Origin of the sequence: Pacificoceanicola niger (assembly GCF_048553275.1) — a bacterium.
GTDB lineage: Bacteria > Pseudomonadota > Alphaproteobacteria > Rhodobacterales > Rhodobacteraceae > Pacificoceanicola.
This window is the reverse complement of the sequence record NZ_JBLZMW010000001.1, coordinates 152,643-176,934: the sequence shown is the minus strand read 5'-3', so window position 1 is coordinate 176,934 and position 24,292 is coordinate 152,643. Positions and strand designations below refer to the sequence as shown.

The 24,292-nt window shown below is 62.7% G+C and carries 31 protein-coding genes; 23 read left to right on the top strand and 8 right to left on the bottom strand.

Translation table 11 applies throughout. The features are described 5' to 3' along the window. Nucleotides 1-8 precede the first annotated feature (8 nt). Entirely contained in the window at nucleotides 9-623 is a 615-nt protein-coding gene (locus ACN2XU_RS00865) for a LysE family translocator (RefSeq protein WP_419408488.1), read from the bottom strand. A 102-nt stretch (nucleotides 624-725) separates the two neighbouring features. Next, on the bottom strand, nucleotides 726-1,685 hold the full coding sequence (ispH, locus tag ACN2XU_RS00860; protein ID WP_419408487.1) for a 4-hydroxy-3-methylbut-2-enyl diphosphate reductase: 960 nt from the start codon (nucleotides 1,683-1,685) through the stop codon (nucleotides 726-728). A 133-nt stretch (nucleotides 1,686-1,818) separates the two neighbouring features. Between ispH and ACN2XU_RS00855 the strand changes: the two genes are divergently transcribed. Continuing rightward, a complete protein-coding gene (locus ACN2XU_RS00855; protein WP_419408486.1) occupies nucleotides 1,819-2,262 on the top strand; it encodes a c-type cytochrome in 444 nt (147 codons plus the stop codon). On the opposite strand, the gene ACN2XU_RS00850 is transcribed toward ACN2XU_RS00855, so the two are convergent. Next, entirely contained in the window at nucleotides 2,259-2,711 is a 453-nt protein-coding gene (locus tag ACN2XU_RS00850; RefSeq protein WP_419408485.1) for a YqaA family protein, read from the bottom strand. The genes ACN2XU_RS00855 and ACN2XU_RS00850 overlap by 4 nt on opposite strands. Nucleotides 2,712-2,745: 34 nt before the next feature. Then, nucleotides 2,746-3,318, bottom strand: coding sequence for a LabA-like NYN domain-containing protein (locus ACN2XU_RS00845; protein WP_419408484.1), 573 nt, complete (start codon nucleotides 3,316-3,318; stop codon nucleotides 2,746-2,748). Nucleotides 3,319-3,479: 161 nt separating this feature from the next. On the opposite strand from ACN2XU_RS00845, the gene folK reads away from it, so the two are divergent. The 11 genes from folK to rnc all read left to right on the top strand — a co-directional run bounded on the left by folK (nucleotide 3,480) and on the right by rnc (nucleotide 11,937). Further along, the gene (folK, locus tag ACN2XU_RS00840) at nucleotides 3,480-4,016 is read left to right on the top strand and encodes a 2-amino-4-hydroxy-6-hydroxymethyldihydropteridine diphosphokinase (protein ID WP_419408483.1); all 537 of its coding nucleotides are present in this window, start codon (nucleotides 3,480-3,482) and stop codon (nucleotides 4,014-4,016) included. 80 nt (nucleotides 4,017-4,096) lie between these two features. Then, the gene (gene rpoZ / locus ACN2XU_RS00835; protein ID WP_419408482.1) at nucleotides 4,097-4,450 is read left to right on the top strand and encodes a DNA-directed RNA polymerase subunit omega; all 354 of its coding nucleotides are present in this window, start codon (nucleotides 4,097-4,099) and stop codon (nucleotides 4,448-4,450) included. Nucleotides 4,451-4,471: 21 nt separating this feature from the next. Next, the gene (locus ACN2XU_RS00830; RefSeq protein ID WP_419408481.1) at nucleotides 4,472-6,619 is read left to right on the top strand and encodes a RelA/SpoT family protein; all 2,148 of its coding nucleotides are present in this window, start codon (nucleotides 4,472-4,474) and stop codon (nucleotides 6,617-6,619) included. Nucleotides 6,620-6,635: 16 nt separating this feature from the next. Then, nucleotides 6,636-7,289: a DUF2062 domain-containing protein gene (locus tag ACN2XU_RS00825; protein ID WP_419408480.1), complete on the top strand. Its 654-nt coding sequence runs from the start codon at nucleotides 6,636-6,638 to the stop codon at nucleotides 7,287-7,289. Nucleotides 7,290-7,417: 128 nt separating this feature from the next. Next, complete coding sequence (locus ACN2XU_RS00820; RefSeq protein WP_419408479.1) at nucleotides 7,418-8,170, top strand: pyridoxine 5'-phosphate synthase; 753 nt, start codon at nucleotides 7,418-7,420, stop codon at nucleotides 8,168-8,170. Nucleotides 8,171-8,211: 41 nt separating this feature from the next. Beyond that, nucleotides 8,212-8,664 carry a hypothetical protein gene (locus tag ACN2XU_RS00815; protein WP_419408478.1) on the top strand — a complete coding sequence of 151 codons (453 nt, stop codon included), beginning with the start codon at nucleotides 8,212-8,214 and terminating at the stop codon, nucleotides 8,662-8,664. Nucleotides 8,665-8,798: 134 nt separating this feature from the next. After that, on the top strand, nucleotides 8,799-9,269 hold the full coding sequence (locus ACN2XU_RS00810) for a hypothetical protein (protein ID WP_419408477.1): 471 nt from the start codon (nucleotides 8,799-8,801) through the stop codon (nucleotides 9,267-9,269). Next, on the top strand, nucleotides 9,266-9,673 hold the full coding sequence (gene acpS, locus ACN2XU_RS00805; protein ID WP_419408476.1) for a holo-ACP synthase: 408 nt from the start codon (nucleotides 9,266-9,268) through the stop codon (nucleotides 9,671-9,673). The genes ACN2XU_RS00810 and acpS overlap by 4 nt, the downstream gene beginning before the upstream one ends. A gap of 89 nt (nucleotides 9,674-9,762) precedes the next feature. Continuing rightward, entirely contained in the window at nucleotides 9,763-10,599 is an 837-nt protein-coding gene (lepB, locus tag ACN2XU_RS00800) for a signal peptidase I (RefSeq protein WP_419408475.1), read from the top strand. A 40-nt stretch (nucleotides 10,600-10,639) separates the two neighbouring features. Continuing rightward, on the top strand, nucleotides 10,640-11,263 hold the full coding sequence (gene lepB / locus ACN2XU_RS00795) for a signal peptidase I (RefSeq protein WP_419408820.1): 624 nt from the start codon (nucleotides 10,640-10,642) through the stop codon (nucleotides 11,261-11,263). Then, nucleotides 11,260-11,937 carry a ribonuclease III gene (rnc, locus tag ACN2XU_RS00790; protein WP_419408474.1) on the top strand — a complete coding sequence of 226 codons (678 nt, stop codon included), beginning with the start codon at nucleotides 11,260-11,262 and terminating at the stop codon, nucleotides 11,935-11,937. Before lepB (ACN2XU_RS00795) ends, rnc begins: the two co-directional genes overlap by 4 nt. Nucleotides 11,938-11,949: 12 nt before the next feature. Here the strand turns inward: rnc and ACN2XU_RS00785 are convergent, their stop codons facing one another. After that, nucleotides 11,950-12,387 (bottom strand): J domain-containing protein, encoded by a 438-nt coding sequence (locus ACN2XU_RS00785; RefSeq protein ID WP_419408473.1) that lies wholly within the window; start codon nucleotides 12,385-12,387, stop codon nucleotides 11,950-11,952. 204 nt (nucleotides 12,388-12,591) lie between these two features. On the opposite strand from ACN2XU_RS00785, the gene ACN2XU_RS00780 reads away from it, so the two are divergent. From ACN2XU_RS00780 to ACN2XU_RS00770, 3 genes are all read left to right on the top strand, one after another. Continuing rightward, nucleotides 12,592-13,467, top strand: coding sequence for a DMT family transporter (locus tag ACN2XU_RS00780; protein ID WP_419408472.1), 876 nt, complete (start codon nucleotides 12,592-12,594; stop codon nucleotides 13,465-13,467). 79 nt (nucleotides 13,468-13,546) lie between these two features. Next, nucleotides 13,547-14,455 (top strand): GTPase Era, encoded by a 909-nt coding sequence (gene era, locus ACN2XU_RS00775; protein ID WP_419408471.1) that lies wholly within the window; start codon nucleotides 13,547-13,549, stop codon nucleotides 14,453-14,455. Next, nucleotides 14,448-14,783 (top strand): DUF1491 family protein, encoded by a 336-nt coding sequence (locus ACN2XU_RS00770; RefSeq protein ID WP_419408470.1) that lies wholly within the window; start codon nucleotides 14,448-14,450, stop codon nucleotides 14,781-14,783. The genes era and ACN2XU_RS00770 overlap by 8 nt, the downstream gene beginning before the upstream one ends. On the opposite strand, the gene ACN2XU_RS00765 is transcribed toward ACN2XU_RS00770, so the two are convergent. Beyond that, complete coding sequence (locus ACN2XU_RS00765; protein ID WP_419408469.1) at nucleotides 14,725-15,378, bottom strand: Pr6Pr family membrane protein; 654 nt, start codon at nucleotides 15,376-15,378, stop codon at nucleotides 14,725-14,727. The genes ACN2XU_RS00770 and ACN2XU_RS00765 overlap by 59 nt on opposite strands. 79 nt (nucleotides 15,379-15,457) lie before the next feature. On the opposite strand from ACN2XU_RS00765, the gene recO reads away from it, so the two are divergent. The 6 genes from recO (at nucleotide 15,458) to ACN2XU_RS00735 (ending at nucleotide 19,564) form a co-directional block, all read left to right on the top strand. Then, on the top strand, nucleotides 15,458-16,192 hold the full coding sequence (gene recO / locus ACN2XU_RS00760) for a DNA repair protein RecO (RefSeq protein WP_419408819.1): 735 nt from the start codon (nucleotides 15,458-15,460) through the stop codon (nucleotides 16,190-16,192). A 57-nt stretch (nucleotides 16,193-16,249) separates the two neighbouring features. After that, nucleotides 16,250-16,915, top strand: a complete 666-nt coding sequence (pgsA, locus tag ACN2XU_RS00755) for a CDP-diacylglycerol--glycerol-3-phosphate 3-phosphatidyltransferase (protein ID WP_419408468.1) — start codon at nucleotides 16,250-16,252, stop codon at nucleotides 16,913-16,915. A gap of 1 nt (nucleotide 16,916) precedes the next feature. After that, complete coding sequence (gene moaD, locus ACN2XU_RS00750; protein WP_419408467.1) at nucleotides 16,917-17,162, top strand: molybdopterin converting factor subunit 1; 246 nt, start codon at nucleotides 16,917-16,919, stop codon at nucleotides 17,160-17,162. Between the two features lie 3 nt (nucleotides 17,163-17,165). After that, nucleotides 17,166-17,609, top strand: coding sequence for a molybdenum cofactor biosynthesis protein MoaE (locus ACN2XU_RS00745; protein ID WP_419408466.1), 444 nt, complete (start codon nucleotides 17,166-17,168; stop codon nucleotides 17,607-17,609). 111 nt (nucleotides 17,610-17,720) lie between these two features. Then, nucleotides 17,721-18,491: an FCD domain-containing protein gene (locus tag ACN2XU_RS00740; protein ID WP_419408465.1), complete on the top strand. Its 771-nt coding sequence runs from the start codon at nucleotides 17,721-17,723 to the stop codon at nucleotides 18,489-18,491. A gap of 26 nt (nucleotides 18,492-18,517) precedes the next feature. Beyond that, nucleotides 18,518-19,564 (top strand): L-idonate 5-dehydrogenase, encoded by a 1,047-nt coding sequence (locus ACN2XU_RS00735; protein WP_419408464.1) that lies wholly within the window; start codon nucleotides 18,518-18,520, stop codon nucleotides 19,562-19,564. Between the two features lie 89 nt (nucleotides 19,565-19,653). Here the strand turns inward: ACN2XU_RS00735 and ACN2XU_RS00730 are convergent, their stop codons facing one another. Together ACN2XU_RS00730 and ACN2XU_RS00725 are read right to left on the bottom strand one after the other, a co-directional pair. Then, nucleotides 19,654-20,250, bottom strand: a complete 597-nt coding sequence (locus ACN2XU_RS00730; protein ID WP_419408818.1) for an MlaC/ttg2D family ABC transporter substrate-binding protein — start codon at nucleotides 20,248-20,250, stop codon at nucleotides 19,654-19,656. Nucleotides 20,251-20,259: 9 nt separating this feature from the next. Then, nucleotides 20,260-21,012, bottom strand: coding sequence for an MlaA family lipoprotein (locus ACN2XU_RS00725; protein ID WP_419408463.1), 753 nt, complete (start codon nucleotides 21,010-21,012; stop codon nucleotides 20,260-20,262). Between the two features lie 196 nt (nucleotides 21,013-21,208). Between ACN2XU_RS00725 and ACN2XU_RS00720 the strand changes: the two genes are divergently transcribed. Further along, complete coding sequence (locus ACN2XU_RS00720; protein ID WP_419408462.1) at nucleotides 21,209-22,942, top strand: type I secretion system permease/ATPase; 1,734 nt, start codon at nucleotides 21,209-21,211, stop codon at nucleotides 22,940-22,942. Next, nucleotides 22,939-24,243, top strand: coding sequence for an HlyD family type I secretion periplasmic adaptor subunit (locus ACN2XU_RS00715; RefSeq protein ID WP_419408461.1), 1,305 nt, complete (start codon nucleotides 22,939-22,941; stop codon nucleotides 24,241-24,243). The genes ACN2XU_RS00720 and ACN2XU_RS00715 overlap by 4 nt, the downstream gene beginning before the upstream one ends. Nucleotides 24,244-24,292 lie beyond the last annotated feature (49 nt).

Below are 24,292 nucleotides of genomic sequence, written 5' to 3'. Positions count from 1 at the left end.
GGTGCGGCTCAGAGCCGTTCCAGCGCCAGCCGTCCCGCGAGGGCGGCAAAGAGCATTGCAAAGCTGCGGTTGAGCCAGCGCATGATCCGTGCGCTGCCCAGCAGCCAATCCCGCGCAAGGGCGGCGAAGGCGCCGTAAAAGGCAAAGACCGCGAAGGTCATCGCCATGAAGATTGCGCCAAGAAGCGCCATTTCGGCGCTCGCGGTGGTCGGGTTGCCGGACAGGAAAGGCGGCAGCAGCGCGAGGAAGAAGATCGAAAGCTTGGGATTGAGAATGTTGATGAGCGCCCCGCGAAGGGCGATCCGGCGCCCGGGCTCGGGGTTTGCCTCGGCCTGAACGGACAAGGCGCCGCCGCTGCGGAGCGCCTGCCATGCGAGCCAGAGCAGGTAGGCGACACCAAGGAATTTGACCAAAGTGAAGAGCGTGGCCGACGCATGCAGCACCGCCGCAAGGCCAAGCGTTGCCGCGGCAAGGTGCGGCACGATGCCGACGGTGCACCCAAGCGCCGCCCAGAGCGCCGCGCGCCTGCCCCGCCCGAGACCAACGGCGAGCGTGTAGAGCACCCCGGTGCCGGGGGCGAGCACCACGACAAGCGCGGTCAGCAGGAATTGGGCGGAAATCATCGCGGCTGCCTTTCGGATTGGGATCGTTGCAGCCTAGCGACTCGCGCGGGAATGCCAATCAGGCAATTGTCGCAAAACGTGGAGATTTGTGACGGGCGCGGTTCAGGCTGGCGTGCGCAGAACGCGCGGGACCTTGAATTCCACGTCCTCCTGCGCCGTTTCCACCAGCGTGACGGTGGCGTCGTAGCGGGCGCGGAAGGCGTCGACCACCTCGTCGATCAGCACTTCGGGCGCGGAGGCGCCAGCGGTGATGCCAATGCTGCGAATGCCATCAAGAGCGCGCCAGTCGATGTCCGAGGCCCGCTGTACCAATTGCGCATAGCCGCAGCCTGCCTTGCTGGCCACTTCGACGAGCCGCCGGGAATTGGACGAATTCGGTGCCCCCACCACAAGCAACGCGTCGCAATCCGGCGCGATGGCTTTGACCGCCTCCTGCCGATTGGTGGTGGCATAGCAGATGTCTTCCTTGTGCGGACCGACGATGGCCGGGAACCGGGCCTTGAGCGCAGCGACGATATCCGCCGTGTCATCCACCGACAGGGTCGTCTGGGTAACGAAGGCCAACCGTTCGGGATCGCGCACCTGAACATGCGCCACGTCCTGCGGCGTCTCGACCAGGAGCACCTCGCCCTCCGGGAGCTGTCCCATGGTTCCGACGGTCTCCGGGTGGCCGGCGTGGCCGATCATGATCATCTGCAGTCCGTTTTCGGAGTGGCGGGCGGCTTCGATATGCACCTTGGAGACCAGTGGGCAGGTTGCATCGACATAGATCATCTCGCGCGCGGCGGCGGCAGCAGGCACGGATTTCGGCACGCCATGGGCGGAAAAGATCACCGGACGGTCATCCGGACAGTCTTCCAGATCCTCGACAAAGACCGCGCCCTTGGCCCGCAAATCGTCGACCACGTATTTGTTGTGGACGATCTCGTGGCGGACATAGACCGGTGCGCCCCATTTCTGCAGCGCCATCTCGACGATCTTGATGGCGCGATCGACCCCCGCGCAAAAGCCGCGCGGCGCGGCGAGGTAGAGGGTCAGGGGCTTGAGGCTCGTGTCGGTCATGGCGCGTCTCCTTGCCAAATGCAGGTAATGCCTGTGTCGCGGCAGGTCCAGCCCCGGCTCACTACGCCGTGATTTGCCTTCCAGTGGGGGAGAGCGGCTAGCGTGCCGCCAAATCACGAGGAGATCGTTGACGATGCCAAGAATTTCGGGGGCCATTTGGGCCTGCCTGATGCCGTGCGCCGCCACCGCGCAGGGGCTTTTGCCTTACACCGATGCGGCGCGTGTCGCCAATGGCGCGGCGATTTATGATACGTGGTGCGCAAGCTGCCACGGCGCCGATTTGCAAGGTGAGCCGGATTGGCGCGTTCCGGATGCCGACGGCTTCCTGCCCGCGCCGCCCCATGACGAAACCGGACATACGTGGCACCATGCGGACCGGCTGCTGATCGACATCGTCACCCATGGCACGCAAGCCGTCGTCGGCGGCACCTATCGCTCCAACATGATCGGATTTGGCAATGCGCTGAGTGCGGATGAAATCCTCGACGTGCTGGCGTATATCAAGAGCACGTGGCCGCCGCATGTCACGGAAACCCATGACGAGATCAATGCCCGCGCCGAGGCGCTCACGGATTAGGACATGACCCAGCCGGTGGCCCAGGCCAGCGCAATGTAGCGCCCGGTCTTGGCCAGCACCACGAGGAGGCCGAACAACCAAAGCGGTGTGCGCATGATCCCGGCAATGACAGTGAAGGCATCGCCAAGTGGTGCCCAGCTGAGCAGCAGGGTCCAGACGCCGTAGCGGGCGTACCACCCCTGTGCGCGGGCAAGCTGGGCTTCGGAGGCCGGGAACCAGCGGCGATGACGGAAGCGCTCGATGCCGCGCCCAAGCCAGTAGTTCACCACAGCGCCAAGCGTGTTCCCGATGCTGGCCACGATTATGATCGTGACAATGGAAATGTCGCCCGCAAGCTGCAGGGCGACAAACACAAGTTCGGATTGGAAGGGGAGGACCGTGGCAGCACCGAAGGCCGCAAGGAACAACCCGCCGAGTGAAGCAAGGTCTTCCAATGGCACCGGGATCAAGCTCCGTCCCTCCCCGACGAGGAAGGGACGCCGCTCACTTGCCCGAGGCAACCTCGAAGCTGCGCTCGACCGGTTGTTCCCGCGGAGGGCGACCGATGACGTCACGCAGTTCGTCAAGCTCGATGAAATTGTCGGCCTGGCGACGCAATTCATCGGCAATCATCGGAGGCTGGCTGCGAATGGTCGATACAACCGATACGCGAACGCCCTGACGCTGCAGCGATTCGACGAGAGGCCGGAAATCGCCGTCTCCGGAGAACAGGACGATGTGATCGACGCGCGGCGCGAGTTCCATCGCGTCAACGGTCAATTCGATGTCCATGTTGCCCTTGACCTTGCGGCGGCCCTGGCTGTCGGTGTATTCCTTGGCCGGTTTGGTGACCATGGTAAAGCCGTTGTAGTGCAGCCAATCCACCAGCGGTCGGATCGGAGAATATTCGTCATTTTCCAACAAAGCTGTGTAGTAAAAGGCCCTTACCATTTTCCCACGACGCGCGAACTCTTGTCTCAGGAGTTTGTAGTCGATGTCGAAACCCAGGGCTTTTGCGGCAGCGTAGAGGTTGGATCCGTCGATGAACAGCGCGAGCCGTTCGTCCTTGTAAAACATGAAATGTCCTTCCTTACAAAGTGGCCTGCCTGAAATCGTGAGTGTGAAATAATGGGCAGACCCAGCCTTTAAGGTAAAGTAATCAGGGGCACGTTCAAGGGCAATTGCACCCCCTAAAGGATAGTATGAATACTTCGAATGACAAAGATATCGCGATTGCAATGGGTTCCAATCTGGGTTCTGCGGCTGGCGACGCGGCGGCAACTCTGTCGGCCGCGCTGCGGGCACTGGCGGCCTCGGGGCTGACACTGCGCCGGGTCAGCCGCTTTTTTGCGACGCCTTGTTTTCCGGCGGGGGCCGGGCCGGACTATGTGAATGCCTGCGCCATTTTGCGTGGCGCGGGCTCGCCCGGCACGGTTCTGGAGCGGCTGCACAGTATCGAAGCGGCCTTTGACCGCGCACGCACGTCACGCTGGGGCAGCCGGACGCTCGACCTCGACTTGTTGGCGATGGGCGATTTGGTGCAACCGGACCGCCGGACCTTCGACCACTGGCAGGCTCTGCCGCTTGAGACGCAGATGCAGGTCACGCCCGACCAGCTGATCCTGCCGCATCCGCGATTGCAGGACCGGGCCTTCGTTCTTGTACCGCTTTGCGATGTGGCGCCGCATTGGAGGCATCCGGTGCTTGGGCGGACGGTTCGGCAGATGACGGACGCTTTGCCCCTTGAATTGAAGCAAGATGTCATCGCATTGTGATATCTTTCGCCTTGTCAATAGTTTTGTTCCGCGTTATGTCGGCCTCTTCTGACGGCACCCGTAGGATATAGGAGCGCCCAATGGCCCGCGTTACAGTAGAAGATTGCGTCGACAAGGTTCCGAACCGGTTCGAACTGGTGATGCTCGCAGCGCACCGCGCCCGCGAGATTTCCGCCGGTGCCGCGATCACCGTCGATCGCGACAATGACAAAAACCCCGTCGTCTCGCTGCGCGAGATCGCCGAGGAGACCCAATCCGCCGACGAGCTGCGCGAGCGCCTGATCGAGTCCAACCAGACCCAGATCGAAGTGGACGAACCCGAGGACGACGCCATGGCGCTGCTCATGGGTGCCGAACAGGACAAGCCGCAGGAAGACGACATGTCCGAAGAAAAGCTTCTGCGCGCGCTCATGGAGGCGCAAGGCCAGAGCTGAACGCCAAAGGGTTGATCGCGGATGATCGCTGCCGAAGACCTGATTGCTCTTGTCCGCAATTATAACCCGAAGACCAACGAAAAGCTGATCCTCGCGGCCTATGACTATGGCCGCGAGATGCACCAAGGCCAGACCCGGAAATCGGGCGAGCCGTACTTTACGCACCCCGTCGCCGTTGCCGCCATCCTGACCGAGCAACAGCTTGACGATGCGACGATCATCACCGCCCTGCTGCATGACACGATCGAGGACACGCGTGCGTCCTATTCCGAGGTGTCGGAAAAATTCGGTCGCGAGGTGGCGGATCTGGTCGATGGCGTGACCAAGCTGACCAACCTGCAACTGTCGTCGAGCGAATCCAAGCAGGCAGAGAACTTCCGCAAGCTCTTCATGGCAATGTCGAAGGACCTGCGGGTGATCCTCGTCAAGCTGGCCGACCGGCTGCACAACATGCGCACGATCAAGGCCATGCGCGTCGAGAAGCAGGTGCAGAAGGCGCGCGAGACCATGGACATCTTTGCCCCGCTGGCGGGCCGGATGGGCATGCAGTCGATGCGCGAGGAACTGGAGGATCTGGCCTTTCGCGTGCTGAATCCCGAGGGCCGCGCCAGCATCATCCGCCGCTTTGTCACGCTGCAGAAAGAGACCGGCGATGTGATCCACCGGATCACCTCCGACATGCGTTACGAGCTCGAGCGCGCCGGGGTGGAGGCAGAGGTCTTTGGCCGCGCGAAAAAGCCTTATTCGATCTGGCGCAAGATGCAGGAAAAGAAGATCGGCTTCTCCCGCCTGTCGGACATTTACGGCTTTCGCGTCATCACCCGGTCCGAGCGGGACGCCTATACGGCACTGGGCGCCATCCACCAGCGCTGGCGCGCGGTGCCGGGGCGGTTCAAGGATTACATCAGCCAGCCGAAATCCAACGGCTATCGCTCGATCCACACCACGGTGTCGGGCCGTGATGGCAAGCGGGTGGAGGTGCAGATCCGCACCCGCCAGATGCACGAAGTGGCCGAAACCGGCGTTGCAGCGCATTGGTCTTATCGGGACGGTGTGCGGGCGCAGAACCCCTTTGCCGTCGACCCGGCAAAGTGGATCGCGGGCCTGACCGAACAATTCGACGCCGAGGAGGACCACGACGCCTTCCTCGAAGCGGTGAAGCTGGAGATGTACTCGGACAAGGTGTTCTGCTTCACACCCAAGGGCGATGTGGTGAAGCTGCCCAAGGGGGCGACGCCGCTGGATTTCGCCTATGCCATCCATACGCGCATCGGCTCGGCCTGCGTCGGGGCCAAGGTGGACGGCCTGCGGGTGCCGCTCTGGACCCGTCTGAAGAATGGTCAGTCCGTGGAGATCATCACCGCCGAAGGGCAGATGCCGCAAGCGACGTGGCTGGAGATTGCGCAGACCGGCAAGGCCAAGACCGCAATCCGCCGTGCGCTGCGTGAGGCCAACAAGGAGCGCTTTGCCAAGCTGGGGCACGAACTGGTCCGCGCCGCCTTTGAGAACGCCGGCAAGAAGGCCACGGACAAGGTGCTTGAGACCGCATCCAAGACCCTGCGGCTGGAGGATGCGGAGACGCTCCTCGCGCGGGTTGGCAGCGCCGAGCTGACTGCGCGGGAAGTGGTCGAATCGGTCTATCCGAACCTGGCCATTCAGGACGGCGCGTTGATCGAGGAGAAACGCGCGGTTGTCGGTCTGGAACATGGGCAGGCCTTCGAGCGGGCAAAATGTTGCCAGCCCCTGCCCGGAGAGCGGATCATCGGCCTGACCCACCGGGGCAAGGGTGTCGCGGTTCATGCCATCGACTGTGCCGCGCTGGCCGATTTCGAGGATCAGCCGGACCGCTGGATGGACCTGCATTGGGCCGATGGCGCGCATCCGGCGGTCTATACAGTGTCACTTGAAGTCACCATCACCAATGACGCGGGCGTGCTTGGGCGGATTTGCACATTGATCGGAGAGCAAAGGGCCAATATCTCGGACCTGCGATTCATGGACAGAAAACCGGATTTTTATCGCCTGATGTTAGATGTGGATCTGCGGGACGCCGAGCATCTGCACTCGGTGATGACGGCGCTGGAAGCCGAGAGCAACGTGGCCTCTCTCGACCGGCGGCGTGATCCGGGGCTGGCCGCTGCGCCGGTCGCGCGATCTGCGGCGGAGTGATTGGAAAGGCAAGGGATTGGTCTTCAAGCGACGCGATAGACGCCCGGTCCTGCAATTGGTCCGGGAACTGCTCTGGCCGCGCGGCGGCTGGGGGCGCGCGGCGCAGTATGTCCGTCATCGACTGACCCGTTTGCCCGATCCGCCGCATCGCATTGCCCGCGGCATCTTTGCCGGTGTGTTCACCACATTCACGCCATTCTACGGTTTGCACTTCCTTGTTGCCGGGACCTTGGCGTGGATCTTGCGCGGCAATATCCTTGCGGCGCTGCTCTCGACCTTTTTCGGCAATCCGCTGACCTATGTGCCCATTGGCGTTGCCTCGCTCAAGACCGGTTACTGGCTGCTTGGGGTCGAAGGCAGGCATGTGAAACCCGAGGAACACAGCGGCCTGGTGGAGAAATTCATCAAGGCCGGGCAGGATTTTTGGGGCAACCTTTGGGCCGTGTTTCAGGGTAAGCCGGTGTCGTGGCATGATCTGGGCATCTTTTACGATCAGGTATTTTATCCCTACATGATCGGCGGCATCCTGCCCGGCCTGCTGACAGCGACAGTCATTTATTACATTTCCCTGCCGCTGATCACCGCCTACAAGAACCGCCGCAAAGGCCTGATCAAGGACAAGCTCGCCGCGCTGAAAAAGAAGAAAGAAGCGGAGAACAAGGCGGACTGACATCTCTCCGCCGGCCGCCACGATCGCGCCCGTGTGGGCCACCCGAAAATCCCCTGTATCGCTACAATTCTTCACTTTTTGATCGCGGGCAGACCCCCTATGTCTTGGACAAGACCCAGGAGGATACGATGACCGACTATGCCGGACGCCTGCGCCTTGGCGTCAACATTGACCACGTGGCGACCGTGCGCAACGCGCGCGGCAGCGCCTATCCCGATCCGATTCGGGCCGCCATGATCGCCGAGGCCGCGGGCGCCGATGGCATCACCGCGCATCTGCGCGAAGACCGTCGCCATATTTCGGATGCGGATATCGATGGGCTGATGGCCGCGCTGACGCTCCCCCTGAACTTCGAAATGGCCGCAACGGACGAAATGCAGGCCATTGCCCTGCGCCATCGCCCGCATGCGGTTTGCATCGTTCCGGAAAAGCGCGAGGAGCGGACCACCGAAGGCGGGCTGGAGGTGGCGAAGGACGAGAACCGGCTGGCGCATTTCATCGGCCCTCTGCGCGAGGCGGGCTGCCGCGTGTCGATTTTCATCGCCGCCGACAGACCGCAGATCGACGCGGCCCACCGCATCGGCGCACAGGTGATCGAACTGCACACCGGGGCCTATTGTGATCTGCATGCCGAGGGCAATTTCGACGCGCGCGACGCCGAGTTGCAACGCCTGCGCGAGATGTCGACCTATGCCCATTCGCTCGGCCTTGAGGTGCACGCGGGACACGGGCTGACCTATGAGACGGTGGCGCCGGTCGCCGCCTTTCCCGAGGTGATGGAATTGAACATCGGACATTTCATTATCGGCGAAGCGATCTTCATGGGACTGGACCCGGCCATCCGCGAAATGCGACGGTTGATGGACGAAGCCCGGGCGTAGCGGCGCCCGGCGCGCCACGCAGATCGAAAAGGACCATCGCCATGCTGACCCGAATTGCCCTGTGCCTTTCGTTCCTGTTCTCACCCGCAGTGGTCAGCGCACAGCAGGTCATGGAGTGCGACTGGCAGGCGTCGGCGCGCAGTATCCCCGAGCCATGGGAAGCGCACACAAGGACGTTTTCCAATGGCACCGTCCGACTTGCCATGCTCGACACCATCGAACCGGCGGGCGGCTGGGCGTATCTGATGATCCTGTCGCCGCCGTTCGACGAGCTTGGCAGCCGACAGTGCAAATTGATCGGCACCGGCGATATGGGATTTTCCGGGATGACCTTCAGCGCATTGACAGCCGATTATGACCCGGCGCAGGGGCTGATCTTTACGCTACCGGTGCAATTCTACCAGTACGGGGATTTGCAGATGGTGGAGAAAACGCTTCGCATCACGCTGAACCAATCCAGCGGGCAGATCGACACCTGGGTGCTCGATCGATGAGGTCGCTGAAACGGATACGGCCCGTTCCAAACCTTGCGCAGCGTGGGGGCCGTTTGCTTGCTGTCGCATTGACGGTGGGCTTGTGCACGGGGTCCGCCACATTGGCCGAGCCTCCGAACGGGAAAGATGATCCGTTGCCTTTGTCCATCACGGCTCAGGACTGCGACGGGCCGGTCGACATTCTGTCCGTGCCCCGCCCCCTGCGTCGCTACCTCACGGATGTCCCGCTTGGTGCCGGCGTCATCGCCCTGCTGAACCGGGGCGGAAGCGCCGCCAACCGGTATCACATTCTGATCGTGGATCGGATCGGCCTCGACGATGTGGAAATCCTCGACCCGGTCCATTGCAAGATCGTCACGCTGACGCATCCGGGGCTGGCGCTGACACGCGACTTCCAGATAGGCAGAATATCGAGCTCCCATGATCAGACAGGCGAGGACCGGCTTGGCATTGCGGCGCAGCTTTCGCTGAAGTTTTTGCGCACGGATATGGGCGATGGCTCGTATCGTTCGGACGCGGTAGCCTATGTGTATCTCGATCATGCCACGGGAGACGCCGCTTTCGAACTCTGGTCGATCGACGACCCCCGGCGGGTGCGTCGATGATCCTTGGCATCGGCACGGATCTTGCGAATATCGAACGCATTCAGCGGGTGCTGGACAAGTATGGCGACCGCTTTCGCAATCGCGTCTTCACCGACATCGAGCAGGCCAAGGCCGAGCGGCGACGCGATGTCGCCGGGACCTATGCGAAACGCTGGGCCGCGAAGGAAGCGTGTTCCAAGGCGCTCGGCACCGGTCTGCGGATGGGAATCGCGTGGAAGGACATGCATGTGCGCAACCTGCGCAGCGGGCAGCCAGTCATGGAAGTCACCGGCTGGGCCAAAGACCGCCTCGACAGCATGACGCCGGAGGGGCATGAGGCAATCATCCATATCACCCTGACCGACGATCACCCCTGGGCGCAGGCCATGGTGCTCATCGAAGCGCGGCCGCTCAACGCTTCGTGATGCCTTCTGCCGCCTGTCCGCATCGCTTGACACCCGCGCCGGGGGCGCTCATGTAGCGCGTGTCTAATTGGGGCAAGGGATTTTCACGCATGGCCACCGAAGAAAAGAAGTCCGGCGGGATCGTCGAGACGATAAAGACAATCGTCTACGCGCTGCTGATCGCGGGCGTTTTCCGGACCTTCCTGTTTCAGCCATTCTGGATTCCCTCGGGGTCGATGAAGGACACGCTGCTAATCGGGGATTTCCTCTTCGTGAACAAGATGGCCTATGGCTATTCTTATGCCTCCTGCCCGTCGATCATCGCACCGCGGTTTGGCCTGAATATTGATGCAAAGGACATTTGCGGCATCTTCGACGGCGACAACAAACGCCTGTTTGGGTCCGAGCCGGAACGCGGCGATGTCGTGGTCTTTCGTCACCCGGTTTCGGGGCGCGATTTCATCAAGCGTCTGATCGGTTTGCCCGGCGACAAAATCCAGGTGCGCGACGGAGTTCTCAGCATCAACGGCACGCCGGTTCAGGTCGAGCCCGATGGCGTCTTCGAGGAAGTGGCCGAAGCGCAGGGTCCGCAACGGCTGCGCCCGCGCTGCGAGAACGGCCCGGTGGGCGATGGCGGGACCTGCAACAAGTCCAAGTTCATCGAAACCCTGCCCGGCGGCGTCTCCCACAGCATCCTGAACATCGACGATCAGGGGTCGGATCATACCTCGGTCTACGTGGTGCCCGAGGGACATTACTTCTTCATGGGTGACAACCGCGACAACTCGCTGGACAGCCGCGTGTCGAACCTGTCCGGGGGCGTCGGGTTCGTGCCATTCGAGAACCTGATCGGCCGGGCGGACCGGGTGATGTTCTCCTCTGCCGGACGGTCCATGCTGTTCTTCTGGACCTGGCGCAGCGATCGTTTCTTCAAGGCGGTTGACTGAGGCCCTGCGCATACCCCTCGGGGCGGCCCTGGCCGTCCTGATGCTGGCCGCTCAGCCCGCGCGGGCTGAGCGTTTCATCATACCATCTGGGAATATGAAGCCGACACTCTTGGTGGGCGACGTGATCAATACTGACGCCGTGGCGGGAGTGCCTGAGCGCGGCGCTGTGGTGATGTTTCGGCATCCGGTGACCCATGAGGCCCATGTTGCACGGCTGATCGGCCTGCCGGGGGAACGGGTCTGGATAAAGGATGGCATTCCCTATCTGAACGGCAATCCGGCCCTGCAGGAGCCTGTCGGGGACTTCGAAGAGGTCATGGAGGCGCAGAGGGCGCTGCGGCTTTTTCCACGTTGTGGCAATCGTCCGGTGGCCATCGGCGGGGTCTGTCTCAAGCAACGGCTTCGCGAGACTCTCCCCGATGGGCGGCACTACGACGTTCTGAACATTGCGGATCAAGGAATGGACAACACGGGTGAGTTCCGCATTCCTGATGGCCACGTGTTCGTAATGGGCGACAACCGGGATAACTCCAATGACAGCCGCGTGCCGCAGATCGCGGGCGGGCCGGGGCTTGTGCCGACAGACAAGGTGTTCGCGCGGGTCACGCGCATTCTCTACAATGCCGAGGGACATCTCGATCGGATCATGAAAGGCGTGGAATGAAGGTTTCTGCGGATCTCAAGGCTCTGGAAGAGCGGCTTGGCTATCGCTTTGAACGCCCGGACCTGTTGCGGCAGGCGGTGACGCATGGCTCCATGTCCGGTCCCGGACGGGATGATAATCAGCGGCTGGAATTCCTCGGGGACCGGGTTTTGGGCCTTGTCATGGCACAGGCGCTTCTGGAGCACGACATGTCGGCCAATGAGGGCCAGCTCGCCCCGCGCTTCAACGCGCTGGTGCGCAAGGAAGCCTGCGCTGACGTGGCGCGCGAGATCGACATCGGCGCGGCGTTGAAGCTGGGCCGCTCCGAGCAAAAGACCGGCGGACGGCGCAAGATGGCGCTGCTCGGCGATGCCATGGAGGCCGTGATTGCGGCGGTCTATCTCGATGGCGGGTTCGACGCCGCGCGGGCGCTGATTCTGCGGCTCTGGGGCAAACGGATCGACGAGGTCGAGGAAGACGCCAAGGACGCCAAGACCGCGTTGCAGGAATGGGCGCAGGGACGCGGCCTGCAACCGCCGCAATATGTCGAGATCGCCCGCAGCGGCCCGGATCACGCCCCAATCTTCACCATCGAGGTCCGGCTGCCAACGGGCGAGACCGCCGAGTCGACCGCCGGGAACAAGCGTCAGGCCGAGCAGTCAGCAGCCAAGGCGCTGCTCGACCGGCTCGGGTAACCCCCCTCCGGCTCATGCGAAGGCCTGAACCTTTGCCTCCGGCTGGCGGCCAAAGGCGGCGCGGGCCTTATCGAAGCGATCGGCAAAAGGGCTCGGGCGCGGAGCGCGGGCGGGTGCCGTCTGCTGCGGCTCTGCGGCGGAGCGGGCGGTGGCCTCGGGGCGCGGTTTGCGGGCCTTCTGGGGTTTGCGGCGCGGCTGCGGCTTGGCCTGTTCGGCCTTTGCCATTGCCTCTGCCTCTGCCCGGACGCGTTTGTGCAGCACGGTGATCTGGTCGAAGGCATCGTTGACCGCCATCAGCCGCCGCGTCGCCTCCAGCTCGGAACCGAACCAGACATCCGGGTGATAGGTTTTGACCAGTTTACGCCAGGCCGCGCGGATCGTTGCGAAATCATCGGTCGGCGAGACGCCGAGCCTCGTGTAGGGATTGTCGATTTGATCGCGGCGGGGCATGGGCGGCTCCAAAGGCACTTGATGCGTTGTTTCGTCCCGGTTCCAACGCCCTGCCCCCGCGAGACGTCCCGAACCCGTGAAATAAGGCATAACTTTGTCACGGATTTTACGGAAGCCACATTCTTGACAGAAAGTTAACGCGCGCGGCCTGTTCTCTGGCCTGGTTCCGCTGTAGCAGCAATCGGCAAGACGCGCGGAGGCAGCATGAGCGACAATCTGAGAGGCAGCCTTTGGATGATGCTGGCCATGTTGGGCTTTGGCATCGAGGACGCGTTCTTCAAGGCGGCAACCGGTACCGGCGGGGTGACCGCGGGGATGGGCACCGTGCAATTCGGTCTGATGGCGATGATGATCTATGCGATCTATGCCCGGCGGCAGGGCGTGCCGCTTTGGGATGCGGCCTATCTGCAGAAGGGATTGTTGATCCGGACAGGCTTCGAGATTTGCGGGCGTCTGTTCTTTGCTCTGAGCCTTGCCTATACGCCGCTGTCGACCACCTCCGCGATCCTGCAGGCGGCGCCGCTTGTGGTGATGCTGGCCGCCGGGCTGATCCTTGGCGAGAAGATCGGGCCACACCGATGGGCGGCGATGGCTGTGGGCTTTCTTGGCGTGCTGCTGATCATCCGCCCCTCCCCGTCCGGCATCGAGGCCAACGCTATTTTTGCGCTGCTCGGCATGATCGGCTTTGCCGGGCGCGACGTGGCCACACGCACCAGCCCGCCACACGTGCGGTCGGCGCAGCTTGGCGTTCTGGGCTTTGCCGTGGTGACCTTTGCCGGACTGGTCATTCTCGCGTTCGAGCCGGGCAAGCCCCAGCTCCCGACCGGACAGGCGGCGTTGCTGCTCTGTGGCACGGCGCTGGCGGGGATCGTCGGGTATACCGCGCTGACCTCCGCGATGCGCACCGGCGAGGTCTCTGTTGTTGCGCCGTTCCGGTATTCACGGCTGATCGTGGCGCTGATCCTTGCCTATGCGGTCTTTGGGGAACGGCCTGATACAATGACTTTGGCGGGGTCTGCGCTGATCGTCGTGGCAGGCACCTACTCGCTGATCCGGGACGGACGGCGCAGGCGGACATGAGCCGACAGGGCACGGCGAAGGCCCTTTGCGCCGGCGCGGAGTTTGCTGTAGAGGAAGCGCTTGACCCTGAGGATTCCCAATGACGACACGCGCCGGTTTCATCGCCCTGATCGGAGAGCCCAATGCGGGCAAATCCACCCTGACCAACCGGATGGTCGGGGCGAAAGTCTCCATCGTGACCCACAAGGTCCAGACCACCCGCGCCCGCATCCGCGGCGTGGCGATTGAAGGCGAGAGCCAGCTGGTGTTCGTCGACACGCCCGGCCTGTTTCAGCCCAAGCGGCGCCTTGACCGTGCCATGGTCGCGGCGGCCTGGGGTGGCGCTGCGGATGCGGATCTCGTGGTGCTGCTGATCGAAGCGCACCGCGGCATCTCCGAAGGCGTCAAACGCATTCTCGAAGGTCTGCACGAGATGCCCAAGGGCCGCAAGATTGCCCTTGCGATCAACAAGATCGACAAGGTTCAGCCCGACAAGCTGCTGTCGCTGACCGAGCAGATGAACGAGGCCTTCCCCTTCGTGAAGACCTTCATGATTTCTGCCGAAAAGGGGCGCGGCGTTCAGGATCTGCGCGCATGGCTCGCCGCCGAACTGCCCGAGGAGCCGTGGCTCTATCCCGAGGATCAGATCGCCGATCTGCCGCTGCGCATGATTGCCGCCGAAATCACCCGCGAAAAGCTGACCCTGCGCCTGCACCAGGAGCTGCCCTACCAGTTGACGGTCGAGACCGAAAGCTGGGAGGAACGCAAGGATGGCTCGGCCCGGATCGACCAGATCGTCTATGTCGCGCGCGATGGCCATAAGGGCATCATCCTCGGCAACAAGGGCGAGACGATCAAAGCCATCTCCAAGGCGGCGCGGGAGGAACTCGCGGAGTTTCTTGGCCGCAAGATCCATTTGTTCCTGCAGGTCAAGGTGCGGGCGAACTGGCTCGAAGAGAAAGAGCGCTATTCCGAGATGGGCCTCGATTTCCGCGACGGCAATGCCTGAACCCCGGCTTACTGCGCGGTTCTGGGTGGATGCCTACCTTGCGCGGCTGCGATTTGCGGATATTCCGGCCTTCGTTGTGGCCCATGGCGACGACACGGCTGGCGCGGTTCTGGTCAAACAATCGCCCCTCGACGGCAGCGCCACGGCCTTTATCCGCAGTTTCGATCTAATGAGCGGCGAACGCGTCTGGACCGAATTGGCCAGTGGGCCGGAGGCCGAAGTGGACGCCGCCATTGCGCGCCAGCGCGGGTTCGACCCGGATCTTTGGGTTATCGAGGTAGAGGATCGCCTCCGCCGGCATCTTCTGGATCAGGACGGGCTCGGCTGAGCCGGCGACCAATCCAGATCACACCCAGCCCGGACACCCAGAACAGCAGCGCCAGCGTCGGTATCCACATCAGCACCTTTGGCCAGCCGATCAGCGGCGGGTCGATAAAGAAATAGGGATGACGGCCGTCGATCTCGCCGCGCAACAGCGCGTAGGCCATATAGACACCCGGCCAGGCCAACCACCATGCCGCATGGGCATAGCGGAGGCGCGCGGTCTGGGCGAATCCGAGCCACCAGGCCGCCACGGCCAGCGGAATCGCGCTGTGCATGGCCTGATCGACATACCAGCGCAATCCGCTCAGATCACGCGCCAGCAAGACATGATAGACAATGGCCACAATCGCGGTCCACAGCGTGATCCCTGCGATCCAGGCTTGCCCAAGCCGCCCGGTCAGGGCGATTTTGGCAAAGAGGATGGCCACGAGAAGCGTGGTCAAAATCGTGAAGTAGCGGCCAATGCGCCATAGCTCGATCCATAGCGGTCGTTCCGGATGGCGCGTGAGGCCAACATTTACGTGGGTGATCAGCGCACAAAGCGCAGCAAAGGAAATCACGCCGGCGATCAGACGCGCTTGAAAAGAGTACTCTGGCATGACTGCAATCTTGGCCCCGAGACCGGCTTTGGCAAGTCACAACCTTGCCAGCGGTTCCCGCCCGGCCGATAGTCGCGGCATGGAATGGCGCGACACCGGAATCCTGCTCGGCACCCGCAAGCACGGCGAAAGTTCTCTGATTCTGGAGGTTTTCACCCCGGAGCGGGGGCGGCATTTCGGCGTGTTGAAAGGCGGCACATCGCGCAAGATGACGCCGCACCTGCAACCCGGGGCGCAACTGGACCTGACGTGGAAGGCGCGGCTGGAGGAGCACATGGGCGCCTTCTCTGCCGAACCGGAGCGCTCGCGCGCGCATCTGGCCATGGCGAACCGGGTGACGCTGGCCGGAATGAACGCGGTTCTGGCGCTCTTGTCGTTTGGCCTGCCGGAGCGGGAGGGGCATTTGCCGCTCTATCGCCGCACCGAAGCGCTGCTGGACCTGATGGCACAGCCGGATCTCTGGCCGCTGGCGTATCTGCGCTGGGAGCTGGCGCTGCTGGAGGAGTTGGGCTTTGGCCTTGATCTGACGCGTTGCGCGGCCACCGGCGCGCGCGAAGGTCTGATCTATGTCTCTCCAAAGAGCGGGCGCGCGGTGTCAGAGGGCGGCGCGGGGGATTGGGCCAACCGCATGTTGCCACTGCCGGAGGTCATGCTGGGGCGTGGGGCGGCCTCCGACGCTGAAATCGTGCTGGCGCTTGGTACCACCGGACATTTCCTTGAGCACCATCTCGCCGCCAGCCTTGGCGATGCCCCCCTGCCCGCTGCGCGGGCGGCGCTGATCGGCCTTCTGGCGCGACAAACGAAGCGGCATTGAAGAAAGGCTTTTCATGCCATCTTCCCCCGTCCCGCGATCCGGGCTAGGTAGGGTCAAATGATATGGACCCTGCCTAATATCCTCACGGTTTTGCGCCTGCTCGCCGCCCCCGGCGTTGCGGTAATGTTCCTGTATTTCCACCGCCCCTTCGCCGACTGGGCCGCGCTGCTGCTGTTCCTCAGTGCCTCGATCACCGATTGGTTCGACGGGCACCTTGCCCGCGCCTGGAAGCAGGAAACCAAGATGGGCACCATGCTCGATCCGATCGCGGACAAGGCGATGGTGGTCATCGCCCTGATGGTGATCGTAGGATATTCGTCGATGTCACCCTGGCTGGTGCTGCCCGCGACCTTCATCCTGTTCCGCGAAGTCTTTGTTTCCGGCCTGCGTGAGTACCTCGGTGACACCGCCGGGACGTTGAAAGTGACCAAACTCGCCAAGTGGAAGACCACCTTGCAGATGACAGCCATTGCCGTGCTGTTTGCCCAAGGTGTGTTCGAGCATTACCTTGGGATGAGCATTTTCGGTATGGACGAGACCATGGTGGGAGCTGTTCTGGACGGCGAGGTCGAGGATACGCTTGGTCTGCGCTGGAAATATGCCGGGATGCTGTGGACCGGGAATGTCGGGCTGGTGCTGCTTTGGATTGCCGCGGCGCTGACACTCGTCACCGGCTGGGATTACTTCCGCAAGGCCCAGCCCTTCCTGAAAGAGGAGCGCTGAGATGGATGTACTGTATTTTGCCTGGGTGCGCGAACGCATCGGCCTGCCGAAAGAGCGGATTGAGACGCAGGCGCAGACCGTGGCCGAGCTGGTGAGCGAACTCAAGAGCCGCGAAGAGCGCTATGAAGTGGCTTTCTCCGATCTATCGGCGCTGCGCGTGGCGGTGGATCAGGATCTGACCGATTTCGATGCCTCCATCGTCGGCGCGCGCGAGGTCGCCTTCTTTCCGCCGATGACCGGAGGCTGAGCCATGCGCGTGATCGTGCAGGACACGCCGTTCGATTTCGGACAAGAGGCCGAAGCCTTCGCCAGCGGACGCCATGACATGGGCGCGGTTGTGACCTTCACCGGCATCGTGCGCGATCTGGCCACCGGCGATCTCGACGCGATGGAAATCGAGCATTACCCGGGCATGACGCAGAAGGCGCTCGAAAAAATCGCGGCAGAGGCCTCCGAGCGCTGGAAGCTTGGCGATGTTCTGGTGATCCATCGCTATGGCCGGATGACGCCGGGCGACAAGATCATGATGGTCGCAACCGCAGCGCCGCACCGCAAGGATGCCTTCGATGCGGCGGAATTTCTGATGGACTACCTCAAGTCCCGTGCACCCTTCTGGAAGAAAGAGCACAGTGCTCAGGGGGCCGGATGGGTCGCCGCGAAGGACGAGGACGAGGCCGCGCTGGACCGCTGGTGAGGGCGCAGCAAAAACTTTCAAGGATTCATCGCGAATTTCATACAGGGAATTTGGCCCGGCTTGCTCCCCCGGCGCGTTGGTCATACTATTTGACCAATTCAGAGGTCCTCCATGCCATTTCGCCCCGTACAGCCCGAAAAGCTCTCGACAGCCGTGGTGCGCCAGATTGAGCAGCTGATCCTGCGCGGCATTTTGCGTCCCGGCGAGCGGCTCCCGGCGGAGCGGGCGCTCGCCGAGCAACTGGCCGTCTCCCGGCCAAGCCTGCGCGAAGCTGTCGCCGAGCTGCAGGCCCGCCGCCTGCTCACCAGCAAGGCAGGCGCCGGCATTTACGTGACGGAGGTCCTCGGCAGCGCCTTTTCCGAAGCGCTGATCCAGCTGTTCAAGGGGCATGACGAGGCGGTTTTCGACTACCTTTCGTTTCGGCGCGATATGGAGGGCCTGGCCGCCGAGCGCGCCGCGACCTACGGAACCGACGCCGATCTTGCGGTGATCCAGCAGCTTTTTGACAAAATGTGCGCCGCCCACGGAAAGCGCAATCCCGACGATGAGGCGCGGCTCGATGCCGACTTTCACCTCGCCATCATCGAGGCCAGCCACAATGTCATCATGCTGCACATGATGCGGTCAATGTATCAACTGCTGCGCGAGGGCGTTTTTTACAATCGCCGCATCATGTTCCGGCAGCGCACCACGCGAGAGGCACTTCTGGATCAGCACCGCAGCATCAACGACGCACTGCAGGCGCGGGATGCCCCCGGCGCACGGCAGGCCGTGGCGCAGCATCTGAGCTATGTGGAGGATGCCCTGTTCGCGGACCGAAAAGCCGAAGAGAATGAAGACGTCGCCCGCCAGCGACTCGAGCGAGAAAAAGCCCGGGGCTGACCCGGCACACCCCTGGAGGATACCCTATGGAAACGCGCGTTTGCCGCATCAAAGACGTTCACGACATCCAGGTCGAGACGATTCCTGTCGAATCCCCCGGCACCGGTGAGGTTATGGTTGCCGTCGGAGCGGGCGGGATCTGCGGCTCCGACCTGCACTATTTCCACGATTTCGGCTTTGGGCCGTATCGCATCCAGGGCTCGATGATCCTTGGCCATGAAGCCGCCGGAACGGTTATCGCGTTAGGCGAAGGCGTCGAGGGACTGGCCGTTGGCACCCGCGTGGCGATTAACCCTTCGCGTCCGTGCATGGTTTGCGACTACTGTCAGAAGGGGATGACGACCCACTGCCGCGACATGCGATTTCGGGGCTCTGCCATGCGGGTTCCGCATTACGAAGGGCTGTTCCGCGACAAGATCGTTGTGGAAGCCGAACAATGCGTTTCCGTCGGCGACGCCGAACTGAGCGCGGCGGCCTGCTCTGAGCCTTTGGCAGTGTGTCTTCACGCGCGCCATATGGCCGGGGATCTTCTGGGCCAGCGTGTGCTGGTGACGGGCGCCGGGCCGATTGGGGCGCTGTGTACCGCTGTCGCAGCACAGGCCGGTGCGGCGGAGATTGTGACGACGGATCTTCAGGACGTGCCCCTGGGCGTGGCCGAGCGCATGGGCGCCACAGAGGTCATCAACATGGGCCGGGACGCCGCCCGGATGGAACGGTTTTCTTCTGGCAAAGGCCATTTTGACGTGGTCTTCGAATGCTCCGGGGCGACCCCGGCGATCGTTTCGGCGATGGCCGCGATCCGCCCGCAGGGCCGCATCGTCCAGGTCGGCACCGGCGGACAGGCCGCAATTCCGCTCAGCTCGATCGTTGGCAAGGAACTGACATGGCAGGGCACGCAGCGCTTTCGGCATTTCGAATTCAACGAAGCGGTGCGCCTGATCCGAACCGGCGGAGTTGACGTAACCCACATGGTGACCGGTCAATTCCCGCTGGAAGACGCGATGCAGGCATTCGAAACCGCAGGCGACCGGGCCAGGGCGGTCAAAGTGCATCTCATGTTCGAAGGCGCCTGAGACCCGCGCGCCGAAGCGCTCTCAAGGCGATCTCTCCGACAGTGGACTGGCCGGGGAGATCAGCCCCATGTGTCAAGGGCCCGCCCCGGTCACCCGGCTTTGCGCAGATCCACGATCATCGCATCGATGTCGCCCCGGCGTTTGTCGAGCATCGCTCCGATCTCCGTCCGCTCGGTCAGCAGCATGTTCACCCCTTCAAGATAAAGGTTGTAGAACTTGCCGCTCTTTTGTCCGACGAAGAAGGTCACATCGAAAGGCGCTTCATTGCGCAGCGTCATGATCCCATTGACCTGAAACGCGTTTTTCACCGTCTGAGTGCCGGTTACCGCAATCGCGCCGCCGATGAACTCGCGGAAGCGCTTGCCATATTTGCGGGCGATATAGCCGGTAAACGCGTCGGTGAAGGCTTTCTTCTGAGACGCGCTGGCCCGGCGGCCATCCACGCCCAGCGCCGTGGCGGCGATGGTCGGAAGGTCCGCGTATTTCTTGAAGATGCGCTCGAACTCTTTGATCATGGCGCTCTCGGACTGACCGGAGGCAATCACTTTGTTGATGTCCGCGACCAGTTTGTCCACGAGCGACTCGGCCTGTGCCGACGTCGCCGCCATAGCCCCACCGGGCAGCACAGCGCTGGTTGTCAGGGCAGCAAGCCCGCCGAGGGTGAAGGCGCGGCGGCCAAAGTGCATGGGTCTCATTTAAAAACCTTCCGTATCAACAGCATCCGGATCGACAAAACTCGCGTCTTCCCCCGCATCTCCGCCAAGCTCGTAACGACGGTTTTGCAGGTAGATCAGCCGAAGCTGTGCATAGGAGTCGGCGCTTTCGTACATCAGCGAGTCGTAAGTGTCGGAGTAGGTAGCCCGCTGGCCAAGCTTGTCGAGATAGGTGGCCACGGTGCCGCTGTACTTCTCGGGCGCGGGGATCGTATAGCTCAGCGGATTGGTAAACAGATCGACCACGCGCCCCGCCGAGTCGCGCTCGGTCGACGGGCCAAGGATCGGCAATTCCTGATAGGCCCCTTCCGGAGCGCCCCAGACATAGAGCGTCTCGCCGAAATCGGTATCGTCTTCTTCGAGGCCAAGATCGGCGGCCACATCCGCCAGCCCGCCGAAGCCCAGCGTGGCATTGATCACGAACCGCACCGTGTTGGTTGTGGCCCGGCCCGGACGACCCTGCAGCACCTGATTTACGACATAACCGGGCGTGGCGAAGGTATCGGCAAAGTTCGAGATATTGCGCCGCACACCCTCCGGCACGCTCCGGACGTACGCCGCTCCGGCGCCATTGACCGAATTCTTGTCAAGCCGTTGATTGAAGGCATGAATTTTTCGGTTCGTCGCTTCGTGCGGATCGTGAATACCCTCTGGCGCTCCGCCGGGACCGGGCACCGAACAGGCGGCGACCATCATCAGGAGAAGACCAGTAAAAATCACACGGGCATAACGCATTTCAGGCAGCTTTCTTCAATTCTCTTGGGAAACCCCCCAAGGTTTCCTAAAAGCTTACATAAAATCTTTTCACGAGAGTCCCAACGGTGGCAATTCGTTTCAATGATCTTGTGACACAAAGGCGACATGACCCGAAAACCGCCCCACACACCACCGCAACCCCCTCAACGGACCAGAATAAGGCAGACTTCCGCTGATGCAGGCTGACACCTATCAAAAGGGCTTGGACGAATTGCGCGGTGTCCGGCGCCAAAGCCGGCCGTACTATTGGTTCGCCGCGATTTTCAGCTTTTTTGTCAATCTGTTGATGCTGACCGGGCCGCTTTACATGCTGCAGGTCTATGACCGGGTTCTGGGATCGCGGTCGGAGGCAACGTTGGTTGCCCTGTCGGTGTTGGTGGTCTTTCTTTACGCGATGATGGGCCTTCTCGATTACGTGCGGGGCCGGGTCATGGCGCGCGTGGCCGCGCGGTTTCAGGCCGCGCTCGACCTGCGTGTTTTTGATGCCGTCCTGCGCCGCTCTGCGGTTCAGAACGATGCGCTGGCGCAAAGCGGCGTGCGTGATCTGGAAACGGTACAGCGGTTCTTGGCGTCGCCCGTCACCATGAGCCTTTTCGACATGCCATGGTCGCCGGTTTTCATCGCTGCGATCATGATTTTCCATCCCTGGCTTGGATATCTCGCGCTCGCCGGTGGGGCTGTGTTGATTGTTGTGACCCTGATCAATCAGGTCACGACCCGCGCGCCGTCGCTGCGCACCAATATGGCGGTAATTCAGGCGGACCGCACCGCCGAACAGATCCGCTCCGAGGCGGAGATGGTCACGGCGCTCGGCATGCGGCGCGATGCATTCAAACGCTGGATCACAGCGCGGCGCGCCTCCTTGTCTGCGCAGATCGGCACTGCCGATCTGACCGGCACGTTTACCACCATCACCCGCACTTTCCGTCTTTTGCTACAGTCCGCGATGCTGGGTCTTGGGGCCTGGCTCGTCCTGCGCGGCGAGTTGACGCCGGGCGCGATGATCGCGGCCTCGATCCTGATGGGCCGGGCGCTGGCACCGATCGAATTGGCCATCGGACAATGGCAGCTTGTCCAGCAAGCGCGCAAGAGCTGGAAGAACCTTGCACAACTGCTCGGGGAAGTGCCGCCGGAAGCCCCGCGCACCGCCCTGCCCCGTCCCGCTGCCAAGCTTGAAACCCAAGCGTTGACCGTGGTTCCGCCGGGCGAGACACAGGCCTCCCTGCGCATGGTCAGCTTCACACTGCCCCCGGGCAAGGCGCTTGGCGTCATCGGCCCATCCGGCTCTGGCAAATCAACGCTGGCGCGGGCGGTTACCGGTGTCTGGCGCGCGGCGGGCGGTAAGATTCGTCTCGATGGCGCGACTCTGGATCAATACGGCGTGGACACCCTGGGCCAACATATCGGCTACCTGCCTCAGCGGGTCACGCTCTTCGACGGCACCATTGCGGAGAACATCGCCCGGCTGTCTCAAAACCCGGATTCGGAAAAGGTCGTCGCGGCCGCCCAGAAGGCCGATGCCCATGACATGATCCTGAAGCTGCCCAATGGCTATGATACGCAGGTCACCGCCGCGGGCGGACGGCTGTCCGGCGGGCAGATGCAGCGGATCGGGCTAGCGCGGGCGATGTATGGCGAGCCGGTGCTACTGGTGCTGGACGAGCCGAACTCCAACCTCGACAACGAGGGCTCAGAGGCGGTCAATCGCGCCATCCGCGCGTTCAAGGCCGAGGGAAAATCGGTGATGATCATGGCCCACCGCCCCGCCGCCATCAAGGAATGCGACCTGCTGCTGATGCTGGACGGCGGCAACAACGTCGCCTTTGGACCGCGTGACGAGGTCCTCAGGAAAGTCGTGCAAAACCATCAGCAGATCCAGCGCAGCGCCGGTCAGGGGGGCGTGCGATGAGCGATGACACGCCATTTCCGCTGCGCAGGCAGATGATTCTCGGGCTGCTGGCGTTGCTTGTGCTGGTGGGGGGCTTTGGCACATGGGCCGCGACCACGTCGATCTCCGGCGCTATCGTCGCACCCGGACAGATACAGGTCGATCAGAACCGGCAGGTCGTTCAGCATCCCGACGGCGGTGTCGTGGCCGACATTCTCGTGGACGAGGGTGATACGGTGGTGGCGGGTCAAAGCCTGCTGCGGCTGGATCCATCACGGATGCAATCGGAGCTGACCATCGTCGAAGGTCAGTATTACGAATTGGTGGCCCGCCGGGGGCGGCTGCAGGCAGAGCGGGATCAGGCGCAGGAAATCACTTTTGATCCGGCGCTGCTGGCGCGGGCGCGCGGTGACGCCGAGGTTGCGGACCTGGTCGAGGGCCAACGCAGGCTGTTCCGCGCCCGGGGCGAATCCATCGCCCGCCAGATAGAGCAATTGCGCAAACGCACCGATCAGATCGCAGATCAGGTGCGCGGCATCGACGCCCAGCAGGCCGCTTTGGGCGAACAACTGGCGTTGATCGGCGAAGAACTGAAAAATCAGCAGAAATTGCTGGCCGATGGGCTGACTCAAGCCAGCCGCGTTCTGTCTTTGCAGCGGGAGCAATCCCGACTGCTTGGCTCCGCGGGCGATCTGACTGCGCAAAAGGCGCAGGCCGAGGGTCGGATTACCGAGATCGACATCCAGATCCTGTCGCTCGAAACCCAACGCCGCGAAGAGGCCATCACCACGCTGCGCGATCTGCAATCGAACGAACGCGAATTGGCCGAGCAACGGCGCGCGCTGATCGAACGGCTCAGCCGGATGGAGATTACCGCTCCGGTGAGCGGCATCGTCTACGGCCTTACGGTTTTTGCACCGCGCTCTGTCATCCGCCCCGCCGATCCGGTGATGTACCTCGTGCCACAGGATCGGCCCCTGGTTATTTCGGTACGCGTGGAACCCATCCACATCGACCAGCTGTTCGTCGAACAGGACGTGGCGCTGCGTTTTGCCGCGCTGGATCAACGGACGACGCCGGAGCTGTTTGGGCGCGTGGTGCAGATCTCAGCGGACGCCTTTCAGGATGAAGCTTCGCGGCTGAGCTATTACCGCGCGGAAATTCAGCTCAATCCCGGAGAGATGGCCCGCCTGCCGGAGGGCACCGCGCTGATCCCCGGCATGCCGGTGGAGGCTTTCATCCGCACCGCCGACCGCACGCCGCTGGCCTATCTGATGAAACCTTTCACCGACTATTTCGCCAAAGCCTTCCGGGAGAGTTGAGCACCGCGCGCGCGCCGGTGCGGCCAGTGTGCGTATTTTTTCCAGGAAG

Bases quoted from the DNA above. Each gene is read 5' to 3' on its own strand.
- rnc (WP_419408474.1), top strand. From the start codon at position 11,260: ATGAAGGTTTCTGCGGATCTCAAGGCTCTGGAAGAGCGGCTTGGCTAT.
- ACN2XU_RS00740 (WP_419408465.1), top strand. From the start codon at position 17,721: ATGCCATTTCGCCCCGTACAGCCCGAAAAGCTCTCGACAGCCGTGGTG.
- rpoZ (WP_419408482.1), top strand. From the start codon at position 4,097: ATGGCCCGCGTTACAGTAGAAGATTGCGTCGACAAGGTTCCGAACCGG.
- ACN2XU_RS00815 (WP_419408478.1), top strand. From the start codon at position 8,212: ATGCTGACCCGAATTGCCCTGTGCCTTTCGTTCCTGTTCTCACCCGCA.
- moaD (WP_419408467.1), top strand. From the start codon at position 16,917: ATGGATGTACTGTATTTTGCCTGGGTGCGCGAACGCATCGGCCTGCCG.
- ACN2XU_RS00725 (WP_419408463.1), bottom strand. From the start codon at position 21,012: ATGCGTTATGCCCGTGTGATTTTTACTGGTCTTCTCCTGATGATGGTC.
- lepB (WP_419408475.1), top strand. From the start codon at position 9,763: ATGGCCACCGAAGAAAAGAAGTCCGGCGGGATCGTCGAGACGATAAAG.
- ACN2XU_RS00780 (WP_419408472.1), top strand. From the start codon at position 12,592: ATGAGCGACAATCTGAGAGGCAGCCTTTGGATGATGCTGGCCATGTTG.
- ACN2XU_RS00855 (WP_419408486.1), top strand. From the start codon at position 1,819: ATGCCAAGAATTTCGGGGGCCATTTGGGCCTGCCTGATGCCGTGCGCC.
- pgsA (WP_419408468.1), top strand. From the start codon at position 16,250: ATGATATGGACCCTGCCTAATATCCTCACGGTTTTGCGCCTGCTCGCC.
- ACN2XU_RS00720 (WP_419408462.1), top strand. From the start codon at position 21,209: ATGCAGGCTGACACCTATCAAAAGGGCTTGGACGAATTGCGCGGTGTC.
- ACN2XU_RS00830 (WP_419408481.1), top strand. From the start codon at position 4,472: ATGATCGCTGCCGAAGACCTGATTGCTCTTGTCCGCAATTATAACCCG.
- lepB (WP_419408820.1), top strand. From the start codon at position 10,640: ATGCTGGCCGCTCAGCCCGCGCGGGCTGAGCGTTTCATCATACCATCT.
- ACN2XU_RS00735 (WP_419408464.1), top strand. From the start codon at position 18,518: ATGGAAACGCGCGTTTGCCGCATCAAAGACGTTCACGACATCCAGGTC.
- ispH (WP_419408487.1), bottom strand. From the start codon at position 1,685: ATGACCGACACGAGCCTCAAGCCCCTGACCCTCTACCTCGCCGCGCCG.
- folK (WP_419408483.1), top strand. From the start codon at position 3,480: ATGGGTTCCAATCTGGGTTCTGCGGCTGGCGACGCGGCGGCAACTCTG.
- ACN2XU_RS00745 (WP_419408466.1), top strand. From the start codon at position 17,166: ATGCGCGTGATCGTGCAGGACACGCCGTTCGATTTCGGACAAGAGGCC.
- ACN2XU_RS00845 (WP_419408484.1), bottom strand. From the start codon at position 3,318: ATGTTTTACAAGGACGAACGGCTCGCGCTGTTCATCGACGGATCCAAC.
- era (WP_419408471.1), top strand. From the start codon at position 13,547: ATGACGACACGCGCCGGTTTCATCGCCCTGATCGGAGAGCCCAATGCG.
- ACN2XU_RS00730 (WP_419408818.1), bottom strand. From the start codon at position 20,250: ATGCACTTTGGCCGCCGCGCCTTCACCCTCGGCGGGCTTGCTGCCCTG.
- ACN2XU_RS00770 (WP_419408470.1), top strand. From the start codon at position 14,448: ATGCCTGAACCCCGGCTTACTGCGCGGTTCTGGGTGGATGCCTACCTT.
- ACN2XU_RS00785 (WP_419408473.1), bottom strand. From the start codon at position 12,387: ATGCCCCGCCGCGATCAAATCGACAATCCCTACACGAGGCTCGGCGTC.
- recO (WP_419408819.1), top strand. From the start codon at position 15,458: ATGGAATGGCGCGACACCGGAATCCTGCTCGGCACCCGCAAGCACGGC.
- ACN2XU_RS00820 (WP_419408479.1), top strand. From the start codon at position 7,418: ATGACCGACTATGCCGGACGCCTGCGCCTTGGCGTCAACATTGACCAC.
- acpS (WP_419408476.1), top strand. From the start codon at position 9,266: ATGATCCTTGGCATCGGCACGGATCTTGCGAATATCGAACGCATTCAG.
- ACN2XU_RS00865 (WP_419408488.1), bottom strand. From the start codon at position 623: ATGATTTCCGCCCAATTCCTGCTGACCGCGCTTGTCGTGGTGCTCGCC.
- ACN2XU_RS00765 (WP_419408469.1), bottom strand. From the start codon at position 15,378: ATGCCAGAGTACTCTTTTCAAGCGCGTCTGATCGCCGGCGTGATTTCC.
- ACN2XU_RS00715 (WP_419408461.1), top strand. From the start codon at position 22,939: ATGAGCGATGACACGCCATTTCCGCTGCGCAGGCAGATGATTCTCGGG.